This window comes from Agromyces sp. NDB4Y10 (assembly GCF_001620055.1).
GTDB lineage: Bacteria > Actinomycetota > Actinomycetes > Actinomycetales > Microbacteriaceae > Agromyces > Agromyces indicus.
In genome coordinates, this window is the sequence record NZ_LQGY01000060.1 from 25,231 (window position 1) to 46,656 (window position 21,426).

The 21,426-nt window shown below is 72.4% G+C and carries 19 protein-coding genes and 2 tRNA genes; 3 read left to right on the forward strand and 18 right to left on the reverse strand.

The window, feature by feature from the left end; all coding sequences use genetic code 11:
* Nucleotides 1-6 precede the first annotated feature (6 nt).
* The gene (locus AVP42_RS14345) at nucleotides 7-528 is read right to left on the reverse strand and encodes a DUF3145 domain-containing protein (protein ID WP_067950225.1); all 522 of its coding nucleotides are present in this window, start codon (nucleotides 526-528) and stop codon (nucleotides 7-9) included.
* A gap of 193 nt (nucleotides 529-721) precedes the next feature.
* On the opposite strand from AVP42_RS14345, the gene AVP42_RS14350 reads away from it, so the two are divergent.
* Nucleotides 722-1,348, forward strand: a complete 627-nt coding sequence (locus tag AVP42_RS14350) for a PadR family transcriptional regulator (protein ID WP_067950227.1) — start codon at nucleotides 722-724, stop codon at nucleotides 1,346-1,348.
* 6 nt (nucleotides 1,349-1,354) lie between these two features.
* Here AVP42_RS14350 and AVP42_RS14355 read toward each other — a convergent pair whose 3' ends face one another.
* Nucleotides 1,355-3,106, reverse strand: a complete 1,752-nt coding sequence (locus AVP42_RS14355; protein WP_067950229.1) for a bifunctional 3'-5' exonuclease/DNA polymerase — start codon at nucleotides 3,104-3,106, stop codon at nucleotides 1,355-1,357.
* Between the two features lie 190 nt (nucleotides 3,107-3,296).
* On the opposite strand from AVP42_RS14355, the gene AVP42_RS14360 reads away from it, so the two are divergent.
* Entirely contained in the window at nucleotides 3,297-3,968 is a 672-nt protein-coding gene (locus AVP42_RS14360) for a hypothetical protein (protein WP_157356859.1), read from the forward strand.
* A 57-nt stretch (nucleotides 3,969-4,025) separates the two neighbouring features.
* Here AVP42_RS14360 and AVP42_RS14365 read toward each other — a convergent pair whose 3' ends face one another.
* The 7 genes from AVP42_RS14365 to AVP42_RS14395 all read right to left on the reverse strand — a co-directional run bounded on the left by AVP42_RS14365 (nucleotide 4,026) and on the right by AVP42_RS14395 (nucleotide 11,965).
* Nucleotides 4,026-5,000: an NAD(P)-dependent oxidoreductase gene (locus AVP42_RS14365; RefSeq protein WP_067950237.1), complete on the reverse strand. Its 975-nt coding sequence runs from the start codon at nucleotides 4,998-5,000 to the stop codon at nucleotides 4,026-4,028.
* Nucleotides 4,997-7,633, reverse strand: a complete 2,637-nt coding sequence (locus tag AVP42_RS14370) for an alpha/beta fold hydrolase (RefSeq protein ID WP_067950238.1) — start codon at nucleotides 7,631-7,633, stop codon at nucleotides 4,997-4,999. The genes AVP42_RS14365 and AVP42_RS14370 overlap by 4 nt, the downstream gene beginning before the upstream one ends.
* Nucleotides 7,634-7,636: 3 nt before the next feature.
* Entirely contained in the window at nucleotides 7,637-8,671 is a 1,035-nt protein-coding gene (locus AVP42_RS14375) for a 3-oxoacyl-ACP synthase III (RefSeq protein WP_067950239.1), read from the reverse strand.
* 93 nt (nucleotides 8,672-8,764) lie between these two features.
* Nucleotides 8,765-9,436: a VOC family protein gene (locus AVP42_RS14380; RefSeq protein WP_067950246.1), complete on the reverse strand. Its 672-nt coding sequence runs from the start codon at nucleotides 9,434-9,436 to the stop codon at nucleotides 8,765-8,767.
* A gap of 128 nt (nucleotides 9,437-9,564) precedes the next feature.
* Nucleotides 9,565-9,638 (reverse strand) — tRNA-Ile (locus tag AVP42_RS14385).
* Nucleotides 9,639-9,648: 10 nt separating this feature from the next.
* Nucleotides 9,649-10,890 carry a glycosyltransferase gene (locus tag AVP42_RS14390; RefSeq protein WP_067950248.1) on the reverse strand — a complete coding sequence of 414 codons (1,242 nt, stop codon included), beginning with the start codon at nucleotides 10,888-10,890 and terminating at the stop codon, nucleotides 9,649-9,651.
* A gap of 157 nt (nucleotides 10,891-11,047) precedes the next feature.
* Nucleotides 11,048-11,965, reverse strand: coding sequence for a DMT family transporter (locus AVP42_RS14395; RefSeq protein WP_067950250.1), 918 nt, complete (start codon nucleotides 11,963-11,965; stop codon nucleotides 11,048-11,050).
* 40 nt (nucleotides 11,966-12,005) lie between these two features.
* On the opposite strand from AVP42_RS14395, the gene def reads away from it, so the two are divergent.
* A complete protein-coding gene (gene def / locus AVP42_RS14400) occupies nucleotides 12,006-12,572 on the forward strand; it encodes a peptide deformylase (RefSeq protein WP_067950252.1) in 567 nt (188 codons plus the stop codon).
* Nucleotides 12,573-12,613: 41 nt separating this feature from the next.
* Here def and AVP42_RS14405 read toward each other — a convergent pair whose 3' ends face one another.
* From AVP42_RS14405 to AVP42_RS14445, 9 genes are all read right to left on the reverse strand, one after another.
* The gene (locus tag AVP42_RS14405) at nucleotides 12,614-12,919 is read right to left on the reverse strand and encodes an AzlD domain-containing protein (RefSeq protein WP_067950254.1); all 306 of its coding nucleotides are present in this window, start codon (nucleotides 12,917-12,919) and stop codon (nucleotides 12,614-12,616) included.
* Nucleotides 12,916-13,644, reverse strand: coding sequence for an AzlC family ABC transporter permease (locus AVP42_RS14410; protein ID WP_067950256.1), 729 nt, complete (start codon nucleotides 13,642-13,644; stop codon nucleotides 12,916-12,918). The genes AVP42_RS14405 and AVP42_RS14410 overlap by 4 nt, the downstream gene beginning before the upstream one ends.
* 54 nt (nucleotides 13,645-13,698) lie before the next feature.
* Nucleotides 13,699-13,771 (reverse strand) — tRNA-Asn (locus AVP42_RS14415).
* A 71-nt stretch (nucleotides 13,772-13,842) separates the two neighbouring features.
* Nucleotides 13,843-14,784, reverse strand: coding sequence for a D-isomer specific 2-hydroxyacid dehydrogenase family protein (locus AVP42_RS14420; protein WP_231878646.1), 942 nt, complete (start codon nucleotides 14,782-14,784; stop codon nucleotides 13,843-13,845).
* Nucleotides 14,781-15,647, reverse strand: coding sequence for an ATP-binding cassette domain-containing protein (locus AVP42_RS14425; RefSeq protein WP_082847308.1), 867 nt, complete (start codon nucleotides 15,645-15,647; stop codon nucleotides 14,781-14,783). The genes AVP42_RS14420 and AVP42_RS14425 overlap by 4 nt, the downstream gene beginning before the upstream one ends.
* Nucleotides 15,644-17,335, reverse strand: a complete 1,692-nt coding sequence (locus AVP42_RS14430; RefSeq protein WP_067950258.1) for an ABC transporter ATP-binding protein — start codon at nucleotides 17,333-17,335, stop codon at nucleotides 15,644-15,646. Before AVP42_RS14430 ends, AVP42_RS14425 begins: the two co-directional genes overlap by 4 nt.
* Nucleotides 17,332-18,411, reverse strand: a complete 1,080-nt coding sequence (locus AVP42_RS14435; RefSeq protein WP_067950260.1) for an ABC transporter permease — start codon at nucleotides 18,409-18,411, stop codon at nucleotides 17,332-17,334. Before AVP42_RS14435 ends, AVP42_RS14430 begins: the two co-directional genes overlap by 4 nt.
* A 1-nt stretch (nucleotide 18,412) precedes the next feature.
* Entirely contained in the window at nucleotides 18,413-19,510 is a 1,098-nt protein-coding gene (locus AVP42_RS14440; protein WP_067950262.1) for an ABC transporter permease, read from the reverse strand.
* Nucleotides 19,511-19,596: 86 nt separating this feature from the next.
* Nucleotides 19,597-21,231, reverse strand: a complete 1,635-nt coding sequence (locus AVP42_RS14445; protein ID WP_067950264.1) for an ABC transporter substrate-binding protein — start codon at nucleotides 21,229-21,231, stop codon at nucleotides 19,597-19,599.
* Between the last annotated feature and the right edge of the window lie 195 nt (nucleotides 21,232-21,426).

The following is a 21,426-nucleotide window of genomic DNA, read 5'->3' on the forward strand; positions in this document are numbered from 1 at the left end:
CGTGCATCACCCCACGCGGTGCAACCAGACGACCGGGGCGAAATCGCTGGCGTGACGGAACGGCTCGAGCTCGTCGTCCCACGCCTGTCCGAGGGCGAGTCGCAGCTCGCGGTGGAGCTCGCCCGCGTCGAAGGCCGCGATCTCCATCGCGTAGCGGATGCGGTCCTCGGGCACGACCACGTTGCCGGCGGAGTCGGTCTGCGCGAAGAACACGCCGAGCTCGGGCGTGTGCATCCAACGCGATCCGTCGTTCCCGGGGGCGGGATCCTCGCTCACCTCGAACCGGAGCTGCTCCCATCCGCGGAGCGCGGACGCGATGCGGGCGCCCGCACCGGGATCCCCGGTCCACGAGTACTCGGTGCGCATGGTCCCGGGCAGCACGGGCTGGTCGGCCCAGTCGAAGTTGACCGGTGTGCCGAGCGCGCGGCCCACCGCCCATTCGACATGGGGGCTCAGCGCCCGCGGCGACGAGTGCACGAACAGCATGCCTCGCGCGGCGCGCGCGGCCCGCGTGAACTGCTCCGCCATCTCCTGCTCCGTTTCTCGTGAGGTGCGTCTTCCCCTACGACCTCGGAAACGGGCGGCTCGGCGTGAGCGACGTGTTCGATTGGACGACGATGCGACTCGTCAGTTCGAGTATGGCGCGACCGCCGCACGATCACAAGCCTCTGGCCTAAACTGCATACCGGGTGAGTTCGATCACCCGGGCGAAGGAGACCACGTGGCCGTACGGGATGCGCTGCTCGTCCTCCTGCTGAACGGACCGGCGTACGGCTTCCAGTTGCGCGGCGGCCTGGCCGAGCGCACGGGTGGTCGGCGCACGGTGAACGTCGGGCAGATCTACTCCACGCTCGACCGTCTCACGGCCCGCGGGCTGGTCGAGCCGGCCGGCGCGACCGATGACGGCCTGCCCCTCCACCGCATCACCCCATCCGGCCGCACTGCCGCCGAAGCCTGGCTGGCCGGCGAGGACGCCGCCGGCGCGGATCCGTGGCATGAGACGGTCGACCGCGTGCTGGTCGCCCTGTCCATGCCGGGCGTCGATGCCGCTGCGGTGCTGGCGGCGGAGCGCGCGAGATGGGACGATCGCCGCGCCGCCGCGGCCACCGTCGACCCGGCGGGTGCCGCGGATGCCGCAGACGCCGCACCCGGGCGAGCACGCCTCGCGCGCCTCTCCTCGTCCGCCGACGTGCTCACGGCCGAGGCGGCGCTGCGCTGGCTCGAGGCCGTCGGGCGAACGGATGTCGCCGACGCCGCCTTCGCGCCCAGTGCCGAGCGCCCGCGCCGCGGGCGACGGCCCGCCAGTCCGGAGGCCACGACGATCGGCGAGGCCGCCGGAGCGCCCTGACGGCGGTCAGGACACCGCCGCGTAGTTCCGCACGATGTCGAGGTCGAGCGGGAACTCGACGGGGGCCTCGCCGAACAGGAGACGCCCGGCCTCGGTCGCGGATTCGCGGACGGCATCCGCGACGACCCCGGTGAGCTCATCCGGCGCGTGCACGATGAGCTCATCGTGGAGGAAGTACACCAGGTGCGGCATCCGTTCGAATGCCGGACCCGACGCGGACGCGGGCGGAGCACCCGGCGGCAGGGACATCGCCGCCAAGCGGGGACGCAGCGACGCCATCCAGCACAGGGCCCACTCGGCCGCGGTGCCCTGCACCACGAAGTTCCGGGTGAATCGACCCCAGTCGCGCGCAGCGGACCGGGCGCGCCGCTCGTCGGCGGCCGTCGCGTCGACGCCGTTCGCCCGAGCCTGGGTCTCATGCCAACTCGTCGGCGGCAGGGGCGACGAGCGCCCGAGCAGGGTGGTCACCCGGCGTCCGGCCTCGCCGGTTCGCGCTGCCTCGTCGACGAGCGCCATGGCGCGCGGGTAGGCCCGGCCGAGCCTCGGGACGAGCCGGCCGCTGTCGCCCGAGGTGGCGCCGTACATCGCGCCGAGCAGCGCGACCTTCGCCTCGTCTCGGGTCTCGACGACGCCCGCGTCGACGATCGCGCGGTACAGGTCGCGACCGCGTCCGGCCGCCGCCATCGCCGGGTCGCGCGCGAGCGCCGCGAGGACGCGCGGTTCGAGTTGCGACGCGTCGGCGACGACGAGCGACCATCCCTCGTCGGCGGTGACCGCGCCGCGGACGACCTTCGGCAACTGCAGCGCTCCCCCGCCCGAGGTCGCCCATCGCCCGGTGGCCGTGCCGCCGGCCACGTACTCGGCGCGGAGGCGCCGGTCGACGATCCACTCGTCGAGCCACGCCCACCCGTTCGCCGACCAGAGGCGGGCGAGGCGCTTGTAGGCGAGGAGCGGCTCGATCGCGGGGTGGTCGTGCTCGCGCAACTGCCACCGGGCGGTCGATCCGACGCCGATCCCCGCCGCGCGCAGGGCTCGGAGGAGGTCGCCGTGCGAGTCGACGTTCAGCGACGGCGCGTCGAGGGCCTCGCGAACGGCCCGCGCGAGTTCCTCCATGCGGTCCGGCTTGCGGCCCGGCGCCGGGCGCGGTCCCAGTGCCGCCTCGAGCACCCGCTCGTGCTCACCGCGGTCCCACGGCAGTCCGGCGGCCCGCAGTTCCGCCGCCACGAGCGCGCCCGCCGATTCGGCGGCGAGCAGGAGCCGCATCGCGCCCGGCGAGTCCGCGGCATCCGCCAGCGCGAGCTGCCGGTCGTGCTCGGCGGCGAGATCGGCGAGCGACGGATGCCGCGACCCACCACCGCTGAGGACCTCGCCGGGTGCGTCGAGCTCGAAGAGCGCGGCGTGGGCGGCCACGGATGCCACGGGTGCGACCGGTTCGTCGACCGGGGCCTCGGCCGGACCCGGTGGCAGCCACTCGGGGCGGGCTGGCGCCTCGCCTCGCGCGGTCGCCACTGCGGTGGACCAGGCCAGGATCGCGCCGCACAACCGCAGGTCGTGACAGCGGGCGACCCGCACCCCGCGCGCGAGCAGGAACGGCGCCCACTCCCGGGTGTCGCGCCAGACCCAACGAGGCGCGTGCTCGGCCTCGAGCCGGGCGACGAGGGCGGGGAGGTGCTCCCGATCGACCTCGTGGCGCTCCGGGCCGTCGAGGTCGCCGATCGCCACGCGCCCAGCGCCCGTCGCCGTGATCGCGATCCGCACGTCACGATTCTCGCGCGACCCACGGACACGCGGGGCGCGGCAGTCGGACCGGGCATGTCGGCGGCATCCGCGACGATGTCGCCATGACGAACGGAGCATCCAGATGGTCGCGGTGAGCTTCGCGTGCGGTCACGGAGCCGCGGCGGGAGCGCCGGGCAGTGTCGCACTGCGCCGAACCTGCCCGGTCTGCATGCTCCTGCACGAGACGCAGCGCACGCGCGGCGAGCTCCTCGGTCGCGTCGCGCCGCCCCAGCGGTCGGCGCTCGCCGCGGAGACGCGGGTCGGCGCGGAGTTCGACTGGCGTTGCCGACGCGGCCACGACCGGTTCCGAGCCAGCGTCGTCGACGTGCTGACCGGGCCGGGTTGTCCGAAGTGCGGGCGCAACGCAGCCTCCCCGGGGTCGCTTCGCGAGGCCGGGATGCCGTTCATGAAACCGGGGCTGCGCGTTGGCACCTCGATGACCGAGCAGCGACTGCGCGTGCTGCTCGGGGAACGACTGAAGCTGCACCACCGCGCCAACGCGGTGCGGACCGCCCGCATGTTCTACGGGCGGCAGGAGGTCTGGCCCGACATCCTCGTCGCCGAACTGCGGATCGCGATCGAGTACGACGATCCCGGTCGCTCCGGCCGGGCGCACCGCGGTCTGAAGGAGGGCTCGGACCAGGAGAAGGATGCGGCGTTGCGCGAGGTCGGCTGGGAGGTGATCCGGATCCGCGGCGGCGGGCTGCCCCCGCTCGGGCCGTACCACGTCGCCTGCCGCTCGGTCACCGCCGAGGTCGCCGACGAGGTGGTGCGGCTCATGCGCGTCATCCGCGGCGATGCGGCCGTCGACGCCATCGCCCTGCCGCTCGGCGCCACGTGACCTCGATGCGCACGGGTCGGGGTGCGGCAGCAGCGGCATCCCGACCCGGGCCGCCGGTCAGTTCCGCGCCGCCGTCCAAGCCGCCAGCCGTGCGAGACCCTCGTCGATCGTGATCGTCGGCGCCCAGTCGAGATCCTCGCGGACGCGGCGCTGGTCGAACCAGTGCGCTGTCGACAGCTGCTCGGCGAGGAACCGGGTCATCGGCGGTTCGTCGCGGCCCGGGCGGAGTCGCCACAGGGCCTCCACGGCGGCACCGGCGCCGCGTGCCGCGCCGGCCGGGACCCGCCACGCGGGCGCCGGGACGCCGCAGGCGCGGCAGATGCCGGCGAGCAGCTCCCCCACCGGCCGCGGTTCGCCGTTCGTCACCACGTAGGCGCGCCCGTGCACCCGCTCCGCGCGGTCGAGCGCAGCGACGATCGCGGCCACCGCGTTGTCGATGTACGTCGTGTCGATGAGGGCGGCACCGTTGCCGATCACCGGGAGTCGCCGCGTCCGGGCGCGCTCGACGATCCGGCCGACGAGCTGCGGGTCGCCCGGTCCCCACACGAGGTGCGGACGGATGGCGACGACCGCGAAACCCGGTGCGTCGGATTCCAGCGCGAGCAGTTCACCGAGCGCCTTCGTGCGCGCATAGTCGCCGCGGGCCCGATCGGGATCCGCCCGCCCGGTGCCGTCCCCCACGAGCGACGTGCCGGCATGGGCGACCGAGGGCGAGGAGACGTGGACGACGCGCGTGACCCCCGCACGTCGCGCTTCGTCGAGCAGCGTCCGCGTCCCCTCGACGTTGACCGCATCGAACTCCGCGGGCGCGCCGGCCAGCGACACCTTCGCGGCGAGGTGCACGACTGCATCCATGCCGGCGACCGCGGTCCGCACGCGAGCGGCATCCGTCACGTCGCCCAGCACGTCGAGCGCGCCGTCGACCCGGGAGGGCCGCCGCTGGAGGGTGCGCACGTCGTGGCCGCGGCGGATGAGCTCGCCCGCGACGGCGCCGCCCAGGTAGCCGCTCGCCCCCGTGACGAGCACCCTCATGGTCGACCCGCCCGCTCGCCGCGCAGCAGCGCATCGGCCCAGTGCGCGAGCGCCGTCCGGTCGATCTTCGAGTTGTGCCGGATGTCGGTCGGCAGCGCCGGCGTCGTGAGGACCGCCGCGAGCGGCCGGGACGCGGCTGCCCGAACCGATGCGGCGAGGTCCGAATCGGCGAGTCCGGGCGTCCGCCCGCCCTCGACGATCGCGACCAGCGCCTGCGTGCCGCGCGGGCCCACCCCCACCAGCGCGGCGCGGCGCCCGCCCGTGGCGGTCTCGATGCGCTGCTCGATGCCGACCGGAGTGACCACGCCGTCCGCCGTCACCAGGACATGCTGCAGGCGACCCTCGACCCAGAGCCGCCCCTCGGCGTCCAGGTGGCCGACATCGCCCGTGCTGTGCCGCCGCACCTCGAGCGTCGCGTGCGCCTTCGCGAGGCGGTCCACCGCCCAGAGCCGGTCATAGCCGTCCCGCAGGTGCCGGGCGGAGACGACGATCTCCCCCGTGACGCCCGGGTCGGTCGTGAGCCTTCCGGTCGGCTGGCCGTCGTCGTCGAGCGGACCGATCCGCACGTCGACGCCGTCGATCGGCGACCCCACGCACACCCCTCCGGTGCCGTCGGTATCGGTCGTCGCGGCGTCGCGGATGCCCTCGAGGGTGATGTCGGTCATGAGGAGCCCCTCGGTCATGCCGTAGGGCGTGTGCAGGGTGGCGTTCGGGACGAGTTCGCCGACCTGTTCGAGCAGGTGCACCGGGACCGGAGCGCCCGCCGAGAGCACCGTGCGGATCCGCGTCAGTGCGGCGCGCTGCGACGGGCGGAGCGCGTCCGCGGTCGCGACGACGTTGGCGAGCGCGGCGGGTGAGAGGAACAGCACCGTGGCATCCGCCGCCTCGGCCGCATCGGCGACCGCGCTCGCGGTGAGCGTGCGCGGCGCCGTGACGTCGCCGAGCGGGATGACCGATCTCGCACCGAGCGCCGGCCCGAGCAGCGCGAACGGCGCGAATCCGGCGACGATGCCCGTGTCCGGCCCGAGGTCGTAGTGCCGCGCGAGCGCGTCCCGCAGCGCACTCAGCTGCCCGTGGGTGTACCGCACGCCCTTGGCGGGTCCCGTCGAACCCGAGGTGAACAGGATCGCCGCGGCATCCGTCGGCTCGGGGTCGGGGAGCCCGGAGCCGCCGGCGATCCGCGCCTGCCCGAGTCGTCGCAGGTCGCCGAGCGAGTGCTCAACGGCGAGCGAGCGCGCGAGGGTCCGCGAGAGGGTGGCCACCGAGATCCGACGACCCGGCCAGCCCAGCGCGCGAGCGGCGACCAGGCCGGGCAGCGCGCCGACGATGACGTCGGGGTGGGCACCACGGATGGCGCGCCCGAGCCCGCGCACGCCGAGCCCCGCGTCGGCGACGACCACCACGGCACCCACGCGCACGGCGGCGTAGAGCACCGCGGTGAGGTCGGCCGACGGCGGCACGAGCAGGCTCACGCGGTCGCCGGGTCGGACTCCCGCGGCCACCAGGCCGTGCGCCAACTCGTCGACGCGCTGCGCGAGCGTGGCCCAGCGGATGACGCGCGGGGCGCCGTCCGCGCCGGCGCCCATGTCGATGAGCGCCGGCGCGTCGCGGCGAGCGTTGCGCTCCATCGGAGCCCAGATCGGTTCGCTCGGCGCCTCCCGTCCGTCCGCTGGGCTCATGTCGGAATCGGACGCCGGTGCGAGGGTCTCGCCGACCCAGTCGAGCACGATGGCGGCGTACTCCGTCTCCTCGGCGATGAGGTGGCCGGCGCCCTCCGCGCGATGCACGTCCGCGTGCGGCATCCGCTCAAGCAGGTCGCGCAGGTGCGCCTCGCCGAACACCGGATCGCGAGGACCCCACAGGACGAGCGCGGGCACGGCAAGGCTGGCGACGCCGGCCGCGATCCGGTCCAGCTCGGGCGTGCTGGCGTGCTCGGATGAGGCGGGGATGTCAGCCACGAAGTCGTGGATGCCGCGCCGACGATCCGGGTTCGCGTAGGGCGCACGGAACGCGTCTCGGACCTCCGGCGACAGGGCGGGGCGGGCGAGCGACAGGGTCGTCTCGAGGAACGCCGGCGTGGACTGCGTCGCCAGGTCGAGTACTCCCGGCGCGAGCGCCGCCCGGAGCGGCATCGGAACGGGACGACCCTCGGGCTGGTGCACCGCGGTGTTCAGCAAGACGACCCCGGCGAGGAGGTCGGGGTGGTCGACGGCCCAGCCCAGGCTGACCGGACCACCCCAGTCGTGCCCGACCGTCACGACCGGTCCCGCGAGGCCGAGTTCGTCGGTCAGGGCGCCGAGCTCGGCGACGCGGTCCTCCAGCCGGCGCATCCGACCGGTCCTCGCCGAGTACCCCATCTCGAGCTGGTCGACGGCGACGACGCGCCACGCCGGTCGCGGGTCCTCCCCCAGCGCCGCCTCGGTGGCGCCGGTGATCAGGCGCCGCCAGAGGTAGGACCAGGTCGGGTTGCCGTGCACGCACAGGAGCGTGCCGATCGGCGTGACGCCCGCGGCATCCAGCGCGGTGCCGTTGTCGAGCAGGTGCCACTCGGCCCCGGCCGCCCGCACGATGCGGGAATGGCCGTCCGGCAGGCCGGGCAGCCCGGACGGCGGCACGGATGCAGCGACCTGCATGGGTTACCAGGCCATCTCGAGCATCGACGTGTTGAGCCCCGACCCGACGCCCATGAGGAGCACCCGGTCGCCGCGACGCAGCGACGGCGCCTCGTGCGCGAGGGTGATGGGGATGGAGGCCGGCCCGATGTTGCCCAGCGTGGGGTATGTGAGCGGGATGCGCGTCCGGTCGAGCTTCGCGGCCTTCACGATGGCGTCGGTGTGCACGTCGGACACCTGGTGCATGATGTACCGGTCCATCTGGGCCCAGTTCCAGTGCTTCCTCGCCTCCCGCCACGCCGCGGTCACGAGTTCCATGCCGCCCTTGAGGAGCGCTCGCGCGTCGGTGAACATGCCGTCGACGCTGCCGACGCAGAGGGAGTTGAACTGCGTCGCGGCCCGCGTGATGCCGCCGAGGATGCGGTGCCCCTCCGGATGCCGGTCGGTGCGCCCGATCACGGCAGCGGCGGCCCCCGACCCCAGCGTGAGGCTCGCGAACTCGCTCATGAACTGCGCCCGACCGATGCCTTCGCGCTGCAGCCGCTCGATCGTGTTCCGCTGCACCTGGTCGGCATCCTCGCCGTCGACGACGACCGCGTAGTCGACCTGACCGGAGTCGATCATCCCGGCCGCGAGGCTCATCCCGTTGACGAACCCCAGGCACGCGTTCGTGACGTCGAAGTTGATGGCCGACGAGGGCAGACCGAGCCCGTGGTGGATGCGCACGGCGACGGACGGCTCGAGATGCGGCCGCGTGATCGAGGTGTTGATGAGCAGTCCCACCTGATCGGGCCGGATCCCCGCGCTCTCGAGCGCGCGCCGCCCCGCGTCGATCGCGGCCGAGTCGAAGGTCATGCCGTCTTCCCAGTTGCGGCGCTCGCGCACCCCGGCGACCCGTTGCAGCAGCCCGCTCGGCAGCGAGAGCCGCTCGAGCACCGGGAGCAGCCGCCGCTCGATCTCGTCGGACGTCGTGACGCGCTTGGCGATGGTGGTCGCGACGGACAGCATCGAGACGTTGCGGTGCCGGGTGGTCGCGTTCCCCGGAACGTGAGCGGCCATGCTCAAACAGTAGTTCCGATGTCGCTGCGGCGCGCGGACATTGCCCTCAGCCGCATTCCGATGTAGGGCGGCTCCCGCCGGGTCCGGTGGCGCTCAGCCGTCGGTGTCGGTCCACGCCGCGATATCGACCCCGTGGTTGTCGGGCGAGGCGAGGGACCACCAGTCCGGTGCGTGCGAATCGTCGGCGAGTCGCCCGCCCGCCGCGAGGGCGGCCTCGACCCGGGCGCGGGCCTGGTCTGCCGTCACGAAGACGTCGAGATGGGTGCGGCCCCGCGCCGGGACGTCGCCGGCGATGGGGCTGAACGCGAGTTGCGGGCCGCAGCGCAGCGGGTCGACGGCATCCGCGTCGCCGAGCGCCTCGTACCCGAGTGCCGCTTCGAAGAACGGGCGGACGTCGGTCCGGGAATGCGTCGCGACGTAGATGCCGATCGACTGCGCGCGTGACGGATCCGGTGTGAGCTTCAGCTCGGCCGCGGCTCGGGACACGGCGGCCGCGAAGTCGGGCGCCGCCGCCGGAATCCCCTCCGGCCCCCGGTACGGGATGCGCACGACCACCGCCTCGGGACGCAGGTCGACATCGGGGAGGACGCCGAACCGCTCGGCGGCGGCGACGATCGGCTCGACGAGCCGTGCAGCGTGGGCGAGCGTGGTCGCCGTGAAGACGGCGTGCGGCCCGGTGGCCGTCACCCGCCAGTCGGCGACGCCGGGGCCCCGATGGAAGTCGACTGCGGAGATCGATCGTGGCCCGTTCGTCGACTCGTCCATGGCGTCTCCTTCGCAGCCGGTCGGCGTCCCGCGGCGCTCACGGGCGGGGGCGCCGAGCGGAGTCCACCATACTCGGGCTCGATGCGTGAGCCCGGGCAAGAGGACCGGCCACCAAGACGGACGATGCGTAGGGCGGACGGGACTTGAACCCGTGACCGATGGATTATGAGTCCACTGCTCTGACCGGCTGAGCTACCGCCCCGCGCGCCGGATCACTCGGAGAGCGCGGCCGGCGCGTTGTCGGTGACCGGGTCGGTCACCGGCTTCCCACGATACAGATTCTCGAAGGTGGTGATCGTGCGCTGGATGTCGTGTGCGGCGATGAGCCGCAGCGACTCCTCCTTCATCCGGCGGTACTCCTCGGGGGCTGCCTCGAGCACGAGTCGCAGCTTCGCGGCGAGGTCCTCGGCACTGCCCGGCTCGAACAGGTAGCCGTTCTCGCCGTCGTGGACCAGGTGCGGCAGGGCCATCGCGTCGGCCGCGACGACTGGCAGCGCCGACGCCATGGCCTCCATCGTCACGATGCTCTGGAGCTCGGCGATCGAGGGCATGGCGAGCACGGAGGCGCGGTGGTAGGCCTCGCGGAGCTCCTCATCGGTCACGTAGCCGGTGAACGTCACGCGATCGGCGATGCCGAGCTCGGCCGCCAGGTTCTCGAGGTTCCGCTTCTGGTCGCCGCCGCCGACGATCTCGACCTTCACGTCGAGCTCGTCGGGCAGCAGCGTGATCGCGTGGAGCAGGACGTCGATGTGCTTCTCGTGCGTGACGCGTCCGACGAAGATGATCCGGTTCTCGGTGCGCGGCTCCCAGTTCGGGGCGTACTTGTGCGCGTCGATGCCGCACGAGATCGCGTGGACGCCGCGGAGGCCCGTCGCGCGCTCGAGGAAGTCGGCGGCGCGGCGGGTCGGCGTGGTGACCGACTCGGCGCGGCTGAAGCTGCGGCGTGCGGCCTTCCAGGCGAGGCCCACGGCCCACTCCTGCCAGGCCTTCGGGATGAGGGAGAACTCGAGCATGTTCTCGGGCATCATGTGGTTGGTGCCGACGATGCGGATGCCGCGCTTCTGCGCCTCGACGGAGAGCCCCCGCCCGACGATGATGTGCGACTGGAAGTGCACCACGTCGGGCTGCACGCGGTCGAGGATCTTGGCGCTGTTCTGCTTGATCCGCCAGGGCAGCGCGAACCGCAGCCAGTCGTGGGGGTACCAGCGCCAGCTGTAGAGGCGGTGCGCGGTCATCTCCTGACCCTCGTGCACCTCCTTCCACGTGCCGTGCTTCCGACTCGCGGCCGGCGCCATGACGTGCACCTCATGGCCTCGCTCGACGAGTCCCGCGGCGAGCCGCTCGGCGAAGCGCGCGGCGCCGTTGACGTCGGGCGTGAAGGTGTCGGCGCCGATCAGGATGCGGAGGGGACGCTCCGCGTCGGTATCGGCGGACGTGCTCGGGGTGTCGGACACGTGGTGCTGTACCTCGCAGTTCGTGGGCGGTGGAGTGCCCCGGGCGGGCTCACGCAGGCGGTCGCCGGGGGCCGTGCCGGCTCGATGGCCGGAGGCTTCATCCGAAGATAGTCTACGAGACGTCGCCGCACGGGCCCGGTGCCGCGCGGACGGACGGTCAGAGCCTCGTCTGCGGATGGTTCTTCGCCAGGCGGAACACGCCCCACACGGCGATGGCGCCCGTCACGATGAACACGAAGATCGCCCACAGCGGGGCCTGCGACGCCTCGCCCAGGACGATCACGCCGATGAGCACGGCGACCATGGGATCGACGACGGTGAGGCCCGCGATGACGAGGTCGGGCGGGCCGCTCGCGTAGGCGTTCTGCACGAAATACGCCCCGAGGCCGGTGCCGGCGAGGAGGGCGAGCACGCAGAGGAAGGTGAGCCACTCGAACTCCCCCTGCTGGACCCGGTTCAGCACGACCTTCGCGAGCGTCGCGACGAAGCCGTAGATGACTCCGGCCATGATCACGTAGAACAGTGCCCGGATCCGATGGCGGAGCAGCCCGAAGGTGATCGCCGCAGCGGTCAGCACCACCCCGAGGATGACCAGGATCGTCACGATCTGCCCGTCCGTCACCGGTTTGCTCACCGCCGTGAACGCGGCCACGCCGACGAAGACGAAGACGCCGCCCACGCACATGATGATCGCCACGACCGATTTCCGGCTGAGCTTCACGTGGTTGAGGCGCGAGTTGAGGATCGACGTGATGACCAGCGCCAGCGCCCCGAGCGGCTGCACGACGATGAGCGGGGCGAAGTAGAGGCTCGAGAGCTGGAAGACGATGGCGAGCCCCAGCATGAGCGTGCCGAGCACCCACGAGGGCCGCGCGAGCAGCAGCGCGAGCTGGCGCCCGTTCAGGCCCTTGCCGAGCGTGTCGGCGGTGAGCGCCTCGACCTTCACGACGCCGCGATGCTGGAACTGCGCTCCCAGGGAGAGGAACACGGCACCGATCAGGGCGAGCGGGATGCCGATGAACTGCCGCGGATCGAGCGGGATGAGCTCGGTCAACTCGGTGAGGTCGGGATCCACGCAACGACCCTACCCGCTCCCCCGCCGATATCCTTGCCGAATGGCCGTGCTCCCCATTCGAATCACGGGCGACCCCGTGCTCCATGCGCCCGCCTCCCCCGTCGAGCGGATCGACGACGAGATCCGGACCCTCGTGCGCGACCTCTACGAGACGATGGATGCCGCGCCCGGCGTGGGCCTGGCCGCGCCCCAGGTCGGGGTGCCGCTGCGCGTGTTCACGTACGGCTGGACCGACGAGGAGGGCACGGCGTGGCGCGGCGTCGCGATCAACCCGGAGCTGTGGATCTCACCGCCCGTCCCGGGCATGCCCGACGACGATGACGAGTCGGAGGGCTGCCTCTCGTTCCCGGGCGAGCGGTTCGCGCTCCGCCGCGCCGACCGGGCGACCCTGCGGGCCACCGACCTCGAGGGCGAGCCGTTCGAGATCGTGGCCGACGGTTGGCTCGCGCGCATCTTCCAGCACGAGTACGACCACCTCGACGGCGTCCTCTACATGGACCGCCTCGACGACCACGACCAGCGCATCGTCCAGAAGATCACGCGCAAGCGCGGATGGGGCCGCCCCGGCGCGAGTTGGATGCCCGGCGTCGACGACCTGGAGGGCTGACCGGTCGACGGCGCCCGCGGCGCGGCATCCGTCGCCCCCGGTCAGGCGACGAGGCGGATGCCGGCGGCTACGGCGGCCGCGACCGCCACGACGACGATGAACGGCGTGCGCACCGCGTAGAGGGCCGCCGCGACGATGAGGGCCGGCACGCGGGCATCGACCGTGAGCGCCTGTCCCGCGCCGAGCGTCTGGACGGCGATGAGCGCCGCGAGCAGCGCCACGGTCAGCAGGTCGGCGATGCGGGCCGGGCGTTCACGCTCGAGGAAACTCGCCGGGACGAGGTGTCCGGCGAGCTTCAGGGCGAGCGTGGCCGCGGTCGCGACGAGGATCACGTGCCAGACCGTCATGCCTCCCGCCTCCGCCCGAGCAGGTCGAACCAGCCGATGACCACGGCGACGAGCGCCGCGACGAGCACCGGCAGTCCGGGCGTGAGGACCGGGGTGGCGATGGTCGCGACGACCGCTGCGACGACCGCGGTCGCGCCGGCCTGCAGCCGTTTGAGCCGGGGCCAGAGCAGGCCGAGGAACGCCGCGGCCGCCGCGGCGTCGAGCCCGTACGCCCGCGTGTCGCCGAGCGCGTCGCCGATCAGGGCGCCGGCGAGCGTCGTGAGGTTCCAGCCGATGAAGATCGCGACGCCCGTCACCCAGAATCCGACCCGGGCCGCGCGGTCGGTGCTCTGCGCGAGGGCCACCGCCGTCGACTCGTCGATGGTGAGCCAGGCCGCCGCCACGCGGTGCGCCACGCCGCGACTGCCGACGACCGGCCGCATGCGCATGCCGTACACGACGTTCCGCACTCCGAGCAGGGCGGCCGCCGCGATCGCCGACCCGCCAGCGGAGAGACCACCGGATGCCACGACCCCGACGAGCGCGAACTGCGATCCGCCGGTGAACATCACGAGGCTCAGGAAGCACGCCTGCCAGACGTCGAGTCCCGAGGCGACCGCGAGGGCGCCGAACGAGACGCCGTACGCGGCGGTCGCGAGGCCGACGGCGATGCCGTCGCGACGCGCCGTCCGGACGGCGGCGGCATCGGTGGCCGCGCCGGCGCCCGCGGCCGCATCGTCGGACACCAGTCGACCTCCCGGATCGCGAAAGGCCGCCCGGGAACCGGACGGCCTTCGAAGCTCCCCCACTTGGACTCGAACCAAGAACCTATCGGTTAACAGCCGATTGCTCTGCCAATTGAGCTATGGAGGATCGCGCAGCGCGCAACGATCACTTTAGCAAAACGACCGCCGGACTCCCAATCCGAGGCGGACTCAGGTCCGTCAGTACCCGGCCTCGAGATCGACGACGCCGACGAACGCCCCGTCGCCGAGGAACGCGCGGGTGTTCGCCGCGATCCGCTCGGCGAACAGGGGGACGGTCATGTCGTCGGTGTCGGCGACGTGCGGGGTCACGATGCAGTTCGGAGCGGTCCACAGCGCGTGCCCGGCCGGGAGCGGTTCCGGGTCGGTGACGTCCAGGCCCGCTCCGCCGAGGCGGCCCGATCCGAGGGCGGCGACGAGTTCGCCGGTGTCGACGATCGCGCCCCGTGCGACGTTGACCAGCACCGCACCCCGGGGCATCGCCACGAACGCCTCGCGGCCGAGCAGCCCGCGCGTCTCCTCGGTGAGGGCGGCCGTCACGACGACCACGTCGGCCTCGGCGAGGGCGTCGAGGAGCCGGGCGGTCGTCACGGTCCGGGCGGCGCCGGGCACCGCGGCATCCGTTCGCCGCACCACCGTCGCGTGCACCCCGAACGGCTCGAGCAGCCGCAGCAGTTCGGCGGTGATGCCGCCCCCGCCGACGATCACCACCCGCGCACCGTGCAGGGTGCGGCCGAGTTCGTCGTGCGCCCACTCCCCGGCGCGGATGCGGCGCGGCAGCTCGCGCAGGACGGCGAGGGCGAGCATGAGCGCGTGCTCGGCGACCGGCTGCGCATACGATCCCTTGGCGCTCGTCCACGTCCGGCCGTCGCCGGAGTGGCGGCGGAGCAGGCCCGCGAACGCGTCCACGCCCGCCCACGGCAGCTGCACCCACGAGATCGCCGGATGCCGCTGCAGCAGCTGCTCGAGCTCGGCCTCGCCGGCCGGGTGGGTCCAGACCAGGCCGCGCGTGGCCTCGGAGACGGGCGCGACCTCGCCGCCGGCCGACCGGACCGCGGCGGCGAACCGCGGCTCGGTGTCGGCCACGATCGCGATCGGGCCGCCGGTCGGCGCGGAGGTCACGCGCGCGGCTCGGGGCGGAGGTCGTCGCTCACGGCGTGCCCGCCGTCGATCGCCGCGCCGAGCGCCCGGACGTAGGGGTGCACCGGGTCGCGGAAGACCTCGTCCATCGTGCCCGCCGCCACGAGCCGGCCCTGGTCGAGCACCGCGATGCGGTCGGCGACGCGCCGGAGCACCGGCAGGTCGTGGGTGATGATGATCGACGAGAACGTGTGGCCGTCGCGGAGTTCGCCGATCAGCTCGGCGACCGCGTCGCGCACGGTGAGGTCGATGCCGGCCGTGGGCTGGTCGGCGACGAGGAGCGACGGGCCGAGCACGAGCGCGCGGGCGAGGGCCACGCGCTGCCGCTGCCCACCGCTGAGCTCGTAGGGATACCGCTCGAGCATCCCGAGCGGCAGCCGCACCGCGTCGACCATCGTCGCGACGCGCGTGGTGAGCGCCTTCCGCGGGTAGCGGTGGTCGCGCTCGAGAATCGGCTCGGCGATGATCTCGGCGACCGTGCGGTCGGACGGCAGCGTCTGGGCGGCATCCTGCGCCAGGTAGCCGACCCGGAACCGGAGCTCGGGCACCTTCCGGCGCGGGATGCCGCGCAGCGGCGTGCCGAGCACGATCGCCTCGCCGCCCGTGATCACCGGGCGGACCTCGCCGCCGGCGCCGCTCGGCTCGAACGCCGCGCCCGAGAGCACGCGCGCGAGCGTGGACTTGCCGCTGCCCGCGGAGCCGAGCAGGCCCAGGACCTCGCCCGGGGCGAGCCGCAGGTCGACGCCGCGGAGCGCGACGTGAGCGGCACTCGCCCCGTGGGCCGGGTACTCGATCGAGAGGTCGCTCGTGACCACCGGGTAGCCGTGCGTGACGCCGCGGCTCATCGCGCGACCTCGTCGAGGCGGTGCAGCTCGGCACGGCGCTCCGCCTGCGCGACCGGGTCGGGCACGGGCAGCGATGCGAGCAGGCGCTGCGTGTACGGATCCTTCGGCGACCCGAGCACCTCGGCACCGGTCCCCTCCTCGACGAGGCGTCCGCGGTAGAGCACCGCGATCCGGTCGGCGAGGAGGTCGACGACGGCGAGGTCGTGGCTGATGAACAGGGAGGCGAACCCGAACTCGCGCTGCAGCTCGGCGAAGAGCTCGAGGACGCGCGCCTGCACCGAGACGTCGAGCGCGGAGGTCGGCTCGTCGGCGATGAGCAGCTCGGGCTCGAGCGCGATGGCCCGGGCCAGGCTCGCACGCTGCCGCTGGCCGCCGGAGAGCTCGTGCGGGTACCGGTCGCCGTACGCGGCGGGCAGCTGCACGGCCTCGAGCAGTTCGTTCACGCGCGGGCGCGCGTCGCGCGCGTCGACGGCCCGCTCGTGGATCACCAGCGGTTCCGCGACGCACTCGGCGATCGTGAGCAGCGGGTTGAAGCTCGACGCCGGATCCTGGAACACGAACCCGATGCGACTGCGGGACGGCCGGAACTGCCGCTCGCGGATGCCGTTCATCTCGTGACCGAGGACCTTCAGCGAGCCGCCCGTGACCTTCGTGAGTCCGGCGATCGCGCGACCGATGGTGGTCTTGCCCGACCCGCTCTCGCCGACGAGCCCGAGCACCTCTCCCGGCCGGATCGCGAGGTCGACGCCGTCGACGGCACGGAAGCCGGCACGGCCGAGGCGGCCCGGGTACTCGATCTCGAGCCCGCGGGCCTCGACGACCGGCGTGCCGGTCGCCCAGCCCTCCGGCCGCGCGGCGGCCCGCTCGGCCGCCTTGGCGACGCCGTGACCGACGTAGGGCACCGCGGCGAGCAGTCGCTTGGTGTAGTCGTCCTGCGGCGCGGCGAACAGCTCCCGGGCCGACGCCTCCTCGACGACGCGTCCCTGGTACATGACGACCACGCGGTCGGCGAGGTCGGCCACCACGCCCATGTTGTGCGTGATGAGCACGATCGCCGTGCCGAACTCGTCGCGCACCCGACGGAGCAGGTCGAGGATCTCGGCCTGCACCGTGACGTCGAGCGCCGTGGTCGGCTCGTCGGCGACGATGAGTCCGGGCTCGAGCACGAGCGCCATCGCGATGACGATGCGCTGCTTCTGTCCGCCCGAGAACTGGTGCGGGAAGTGGTCGACCCGCTCCTCGGGCTCGGGGATGCCGACCTTGCCGAGGATCTCGATCGCCTTCGACCGCGCCTCGGCCTTGGAGACCTTGCCGTGGGCGCGGAGGCCCTCCATGATCTGCCAGCCGACCGTGTAGACCGGGTTCAGCGCCGTGGACGGCTCCTGGAACACCATGGCCACGTCGGTGCCGCGGATGGCGCGCAGTTGCGCTCCGCTCAGCGTGACGACGTCGTGCTCGGCCGTTCCGGCGCGGTTGGAGAGCACGACGGCGCCGTTCGTCGTCGCGGTCTCGGGCAGCAGGCCGAGGATCGTCTTGGCGGTGACGGTCTTGCCGCTGCCGGACTCGCCGACGATCGCGACGACCTCGCCGCGCTCGACCGACAGGCTGACGTCGTCGACCGCCTTGACGGCGCCGGCGTCGGTCGAGAACGAGACGCCCAGGTTGCGGATGTCGACCACCGTGCTCATCGCTTGACCTCGATCCCGTGTTCGTCGAACGTCTCCCCGTCTTCCAGGCCGCCCAGTCCGCCGGGACCGGCGACGAGGGTGCCACCGGGGACGACCGACGTCTCGGCGACCTCGCCCGCGGCCTGCGCCACGCGACGGCGGCCGCGCAGGCGCGGGTCGGCGAGGTCGTTGAGGCTCTCGCCGACGAGGGTGATGCCGAGCACCGTGAACACGATGGCGAGACCCGGGAAGAGCGCGGTCCACCAGATGCCGCTCGTGACATCCGACTGCGCCTTGAAGAGGTCGTAGCCCCACTCGGCGGCTGCCGTGGGCTCGATGCCGAACCCGAGGAAGCCGAGCGCCGCGAGGGTGAGGATCGCCTCGGAGGAGTTCAGGGTGATGATGAGCGGGAGCGTGCGCGTGGCGTTGCGCAGCACGTGCTTGAACACGATGCGGCGGTTCGACGCCCCGAGCACCTTGGCCGACTCGACGTACGCCTCGGACTTGATGCGCACGGTCTCGGCGCGGATGACGCGGAAGTACTGCGGGATGAACACCACCATGATCGAGATCGCCGCGGCGAGCACGCCGCCGAGGAGGCTCGACTGCCCTCCGGAGATCACGATCGACATGACGATCGCGAGCAGCAGCGACGGGAACGCGTAGATCGCGTCGGCCACGACGACGAGCACCCGGTCGAGCCATCCGCCGAAGTAACCGGCGTACAGGCCCAGTGCCACGCCGATGAAGATCGACAGCAGCACCGCGAGCACGATCACGAGCACCGCCGTCTGCGTGCCCCAGATGACGCGGGAGAGCACGTCGTACCCGCCGACGGTCGTGCCGAGCAGGTGCTCGGGCGACGGCGGCTGCTGGGTGCCGAACGAGCCCGCGTCATCGCGGCGCTGCGCGTAGCCGTACGGTGCGAGCAGCGGCGCGAGGGCCGCGGTGAGCAGGAACACGCCGACCATGACGAGGCCGGCGACGAGCATGCCTCGCTGGAGGCCGACGCTCTGGCGGACCTGCCGCACCACGGGCAGGCGGTCGACGAGGCGGCGACGCGGGGCGGGGGCGGTGGCGACGGATGCCGTCGTCATGTCAGTACCTCACCCTCGGGTCGATGAACGCCGCGATGATGTCGACGACGAAGTTCGTGAGCGCGACGATCACGGCGAGCAGCGCGACGATGCCCTGGACGGCGACGAAGTCCCGCGATTCGAGGAACTCGGCGAGGATGAACCCGAGGCCCTTCCACTCGAACGTCGTCTCGGTGAGGACCGCGCCGGCGAGCAGGAGCGCGATCTGCATGCCGATGACGGTGATGATCGGGATGAGCGCCGGGCGGTACGCGTGCCGCTTGAGCAGCCGCCGTTCGCTGACGCCCCGCGAGCGGGCCGCGTCGACGTAGTCCGTCGCGAGGGTGCCGATCACGTTCGTGCGCACCAGGCGGAGGAAGATGCCGGCGGTGAGCAGGCCGAGGGCGATCGCGGGCAGCACGGCGTGGGAGAGCACGTCGGCGACGACCCGGGGGTCGCCCGTGAGGATCGCGTCGACCGTGTAGAGCCCGGTGCGCGTGTCGAGCAGTTGCATCTGGATCTCGGAGCTCACGGTCGCCCGCCCGGCGACGGGCAGCCACTTCAGCCACACCGCGAAGACGAGCTTGAGCAGGAGGCCGGCGAAGAAGATCGGGATGGCGTACCAGAGGATCGCGAGCACGCGGTACACCGCGTCCTGCGGGCGGTCGCGGTGGTAGGCGGCGCGCAGGCCGAGCGGGATGCCCACGGCGAAGGCGACGATGAGCGAGTAGAAGACGAGTTCGAGCGTCGCGGGGCCGTAGGTGAGCAGCACCTCGATCACCGGACGGTTCGTGGTGATGGTCTCGCCGAAGTTGCCGGTGAAGATCTGGCCCAGGTACTCGACGTACTGGACGAGGATCGGCCGGTCGTAGCCCGCCTCGGCCCGCAGCGCGGCGAGCTGGTCGGCGCTGAGCCGCCCGCCCTGCGCGGCGGTGATCGGGTCGCCCGTGGTCCGCATCAGGAAGAAGACGACGGTGACGAGGATGAAGATCGTGGGGAAGATCAGCAGGAAGCGGATGAGCAGGTACCTGGCGAATCCGCCGCCCTGCGCCTTCGCCTTCGGCCGATCCGGTTGGGGTATGCCCTCCGACGGGGACACGGTGTCAGCAGTGGTGCTCATGGATTCCTCAGGGGTACAGGGGAACGGGGGCGACCCGCGGTAGCAGATCGCCCCCGTCGTCGAGCTTCAACGACTCTAGCCCGTGGCTAGCCCTTCGACAGCGCCGCGTAGCGGAACTTGAACGACGCGTCGAGCGTGTCCTCGGCACCCTCGACGTCGGCGCCCACCACGGCGATCTGCGCGCCCTGCATGTACGGCAGGGTCGACAGGTCGGCCGCGACCTTCTCCTGGATCTCGCCGATGAGCGCCTCGCGCTCGGCGGGGTCGGCCGTGACGGCCTGCTGCAGGATGAGGTCGTTCACCTCGGGGTTGTCGTAGTGGTTCGCGAGGAAGTTCTCCGTGAGGAAGAACGGCGTGAGGTAGTTGTCGGCGTCCGAGTAGTCCGGGAACCAGCCGAGCTGGTACACCGGGTACAGGTCGGCGACGCGGTCGTCGGAGTACTGCACCCACTCGGTCGACTGCAGGTTCACCGAGAACAGGCCGTCGGCCTCGAGGCTGTCCTTGATGACCGCGTACTCGTCCGACGACGACGGGCCGTAGCGCTCCGCGACGTACTGGATACTGATGTCCAGCGGCGTCCCGATGCCGGCCCCCTCGAGGACCGCGGCGGCCTTCTCGGCGTCGGGCGCGCCGTTGCCGTCGCCGTACAGCTCCTTGAGCGACTCGTTCGCGCCGGTCAGCCCCTCGGGGACGTAGGAGTACAGCGGGGTGAAGGTGCCCTTGTACACGTCCTCCGAGATCGCGTCCCGGTCGATGAGGTGCGCGATGGCCTGGCGGACGGCCAGCGCCTTCGCCTCGTCGGCCTCGGGCGTAGTCGCCCCGAACGGCATCGTGTTGAAGTTGAAGACCATGTAGCGGATCTCGCCGCCGGGGCCGTCGACGACCTTCACGTTGTCGTTGCCGCGGAGGTCCTCGATGTCGGTCGCGCTGAGCGTGCGGTGCGCGACGTCGATGTTGCCCTCCTGGACGTCGAGCTTCAGGTTCGACGCGTCGGTGTAGTAGCGGACGTTCACCGTCTCGGTCTTCGCCTCGCCGAGCAGGCCCTGGTAGTCGGGGTTCGCCGTGTAGGAGACGAGCTCGTTGAAGTTGTAGTTCGAGATGGTGTACTGACCGGCGAACGCCTCGCCCTCGACGATCTCGTCGTCGGAGGTGAGCGCGTCGGCCGAGAAGACGTCCTCGTCGACGATCGGGCCGACCGGGCTGGAGAGGATCTGCGGGAAGATCTGGTCGTTCGGCGACTTGAGCTTGAAGACGACGGTGAGGTCGTCGGGCGTCTCGACGCTGTCGAGGTTGTACAGCAGCGACGACGGGCCGTTGGGGTCGGCGATCGCGAGCTGGCGGTCGAAGGAGAACTTCACGTCGGACGAGGTGAGCTCGTTGCCGTTGGCGAAGGTGAGGCCGTCCCTCAGGGTCACGGTGTACTCGTTGTCCGAGGTGAACTCGGCCGACTCGGCGATGTCCGGCTCGACGTCCGGGCTGCCGTAGGGCGTGTTCATCAGGAACGGGTACACCTGGTTCATGACCGCGAACGAGCCGTTGTCGTACGAGCCGGCGGGGTCGAGCGCGGTGATCTGCTCGGTGGTGCCGATCGTCAGCGTGCCGGCGGCGTCGCCGCCGTCGTCGCTCCCGCCGGCCGTGCAGCCGGTGAGGGCGAGGGCCGTGGCGGAGAAGCCCGCGGCGAACGCGAGCGCGCGCCTGCGGTTCGTGGATGCGGATGCCATATCCGTCTACCTCTTCCTGTCGGGTGACCGCGCGCGGGGTCGCCGCGTCGCGATCTCGTATCTCTCAGGCCTAGCACAACGGCGGTCCCCCGTTCGGGGCGCGGTGTCCCCGGGGCTCGAATGTGACCGATCTGCAACCTTGTGCTCAGGTGAGCGCGGGCGCCGCTGAGCGGTCCTCAGTTCGGGCGATGCGCG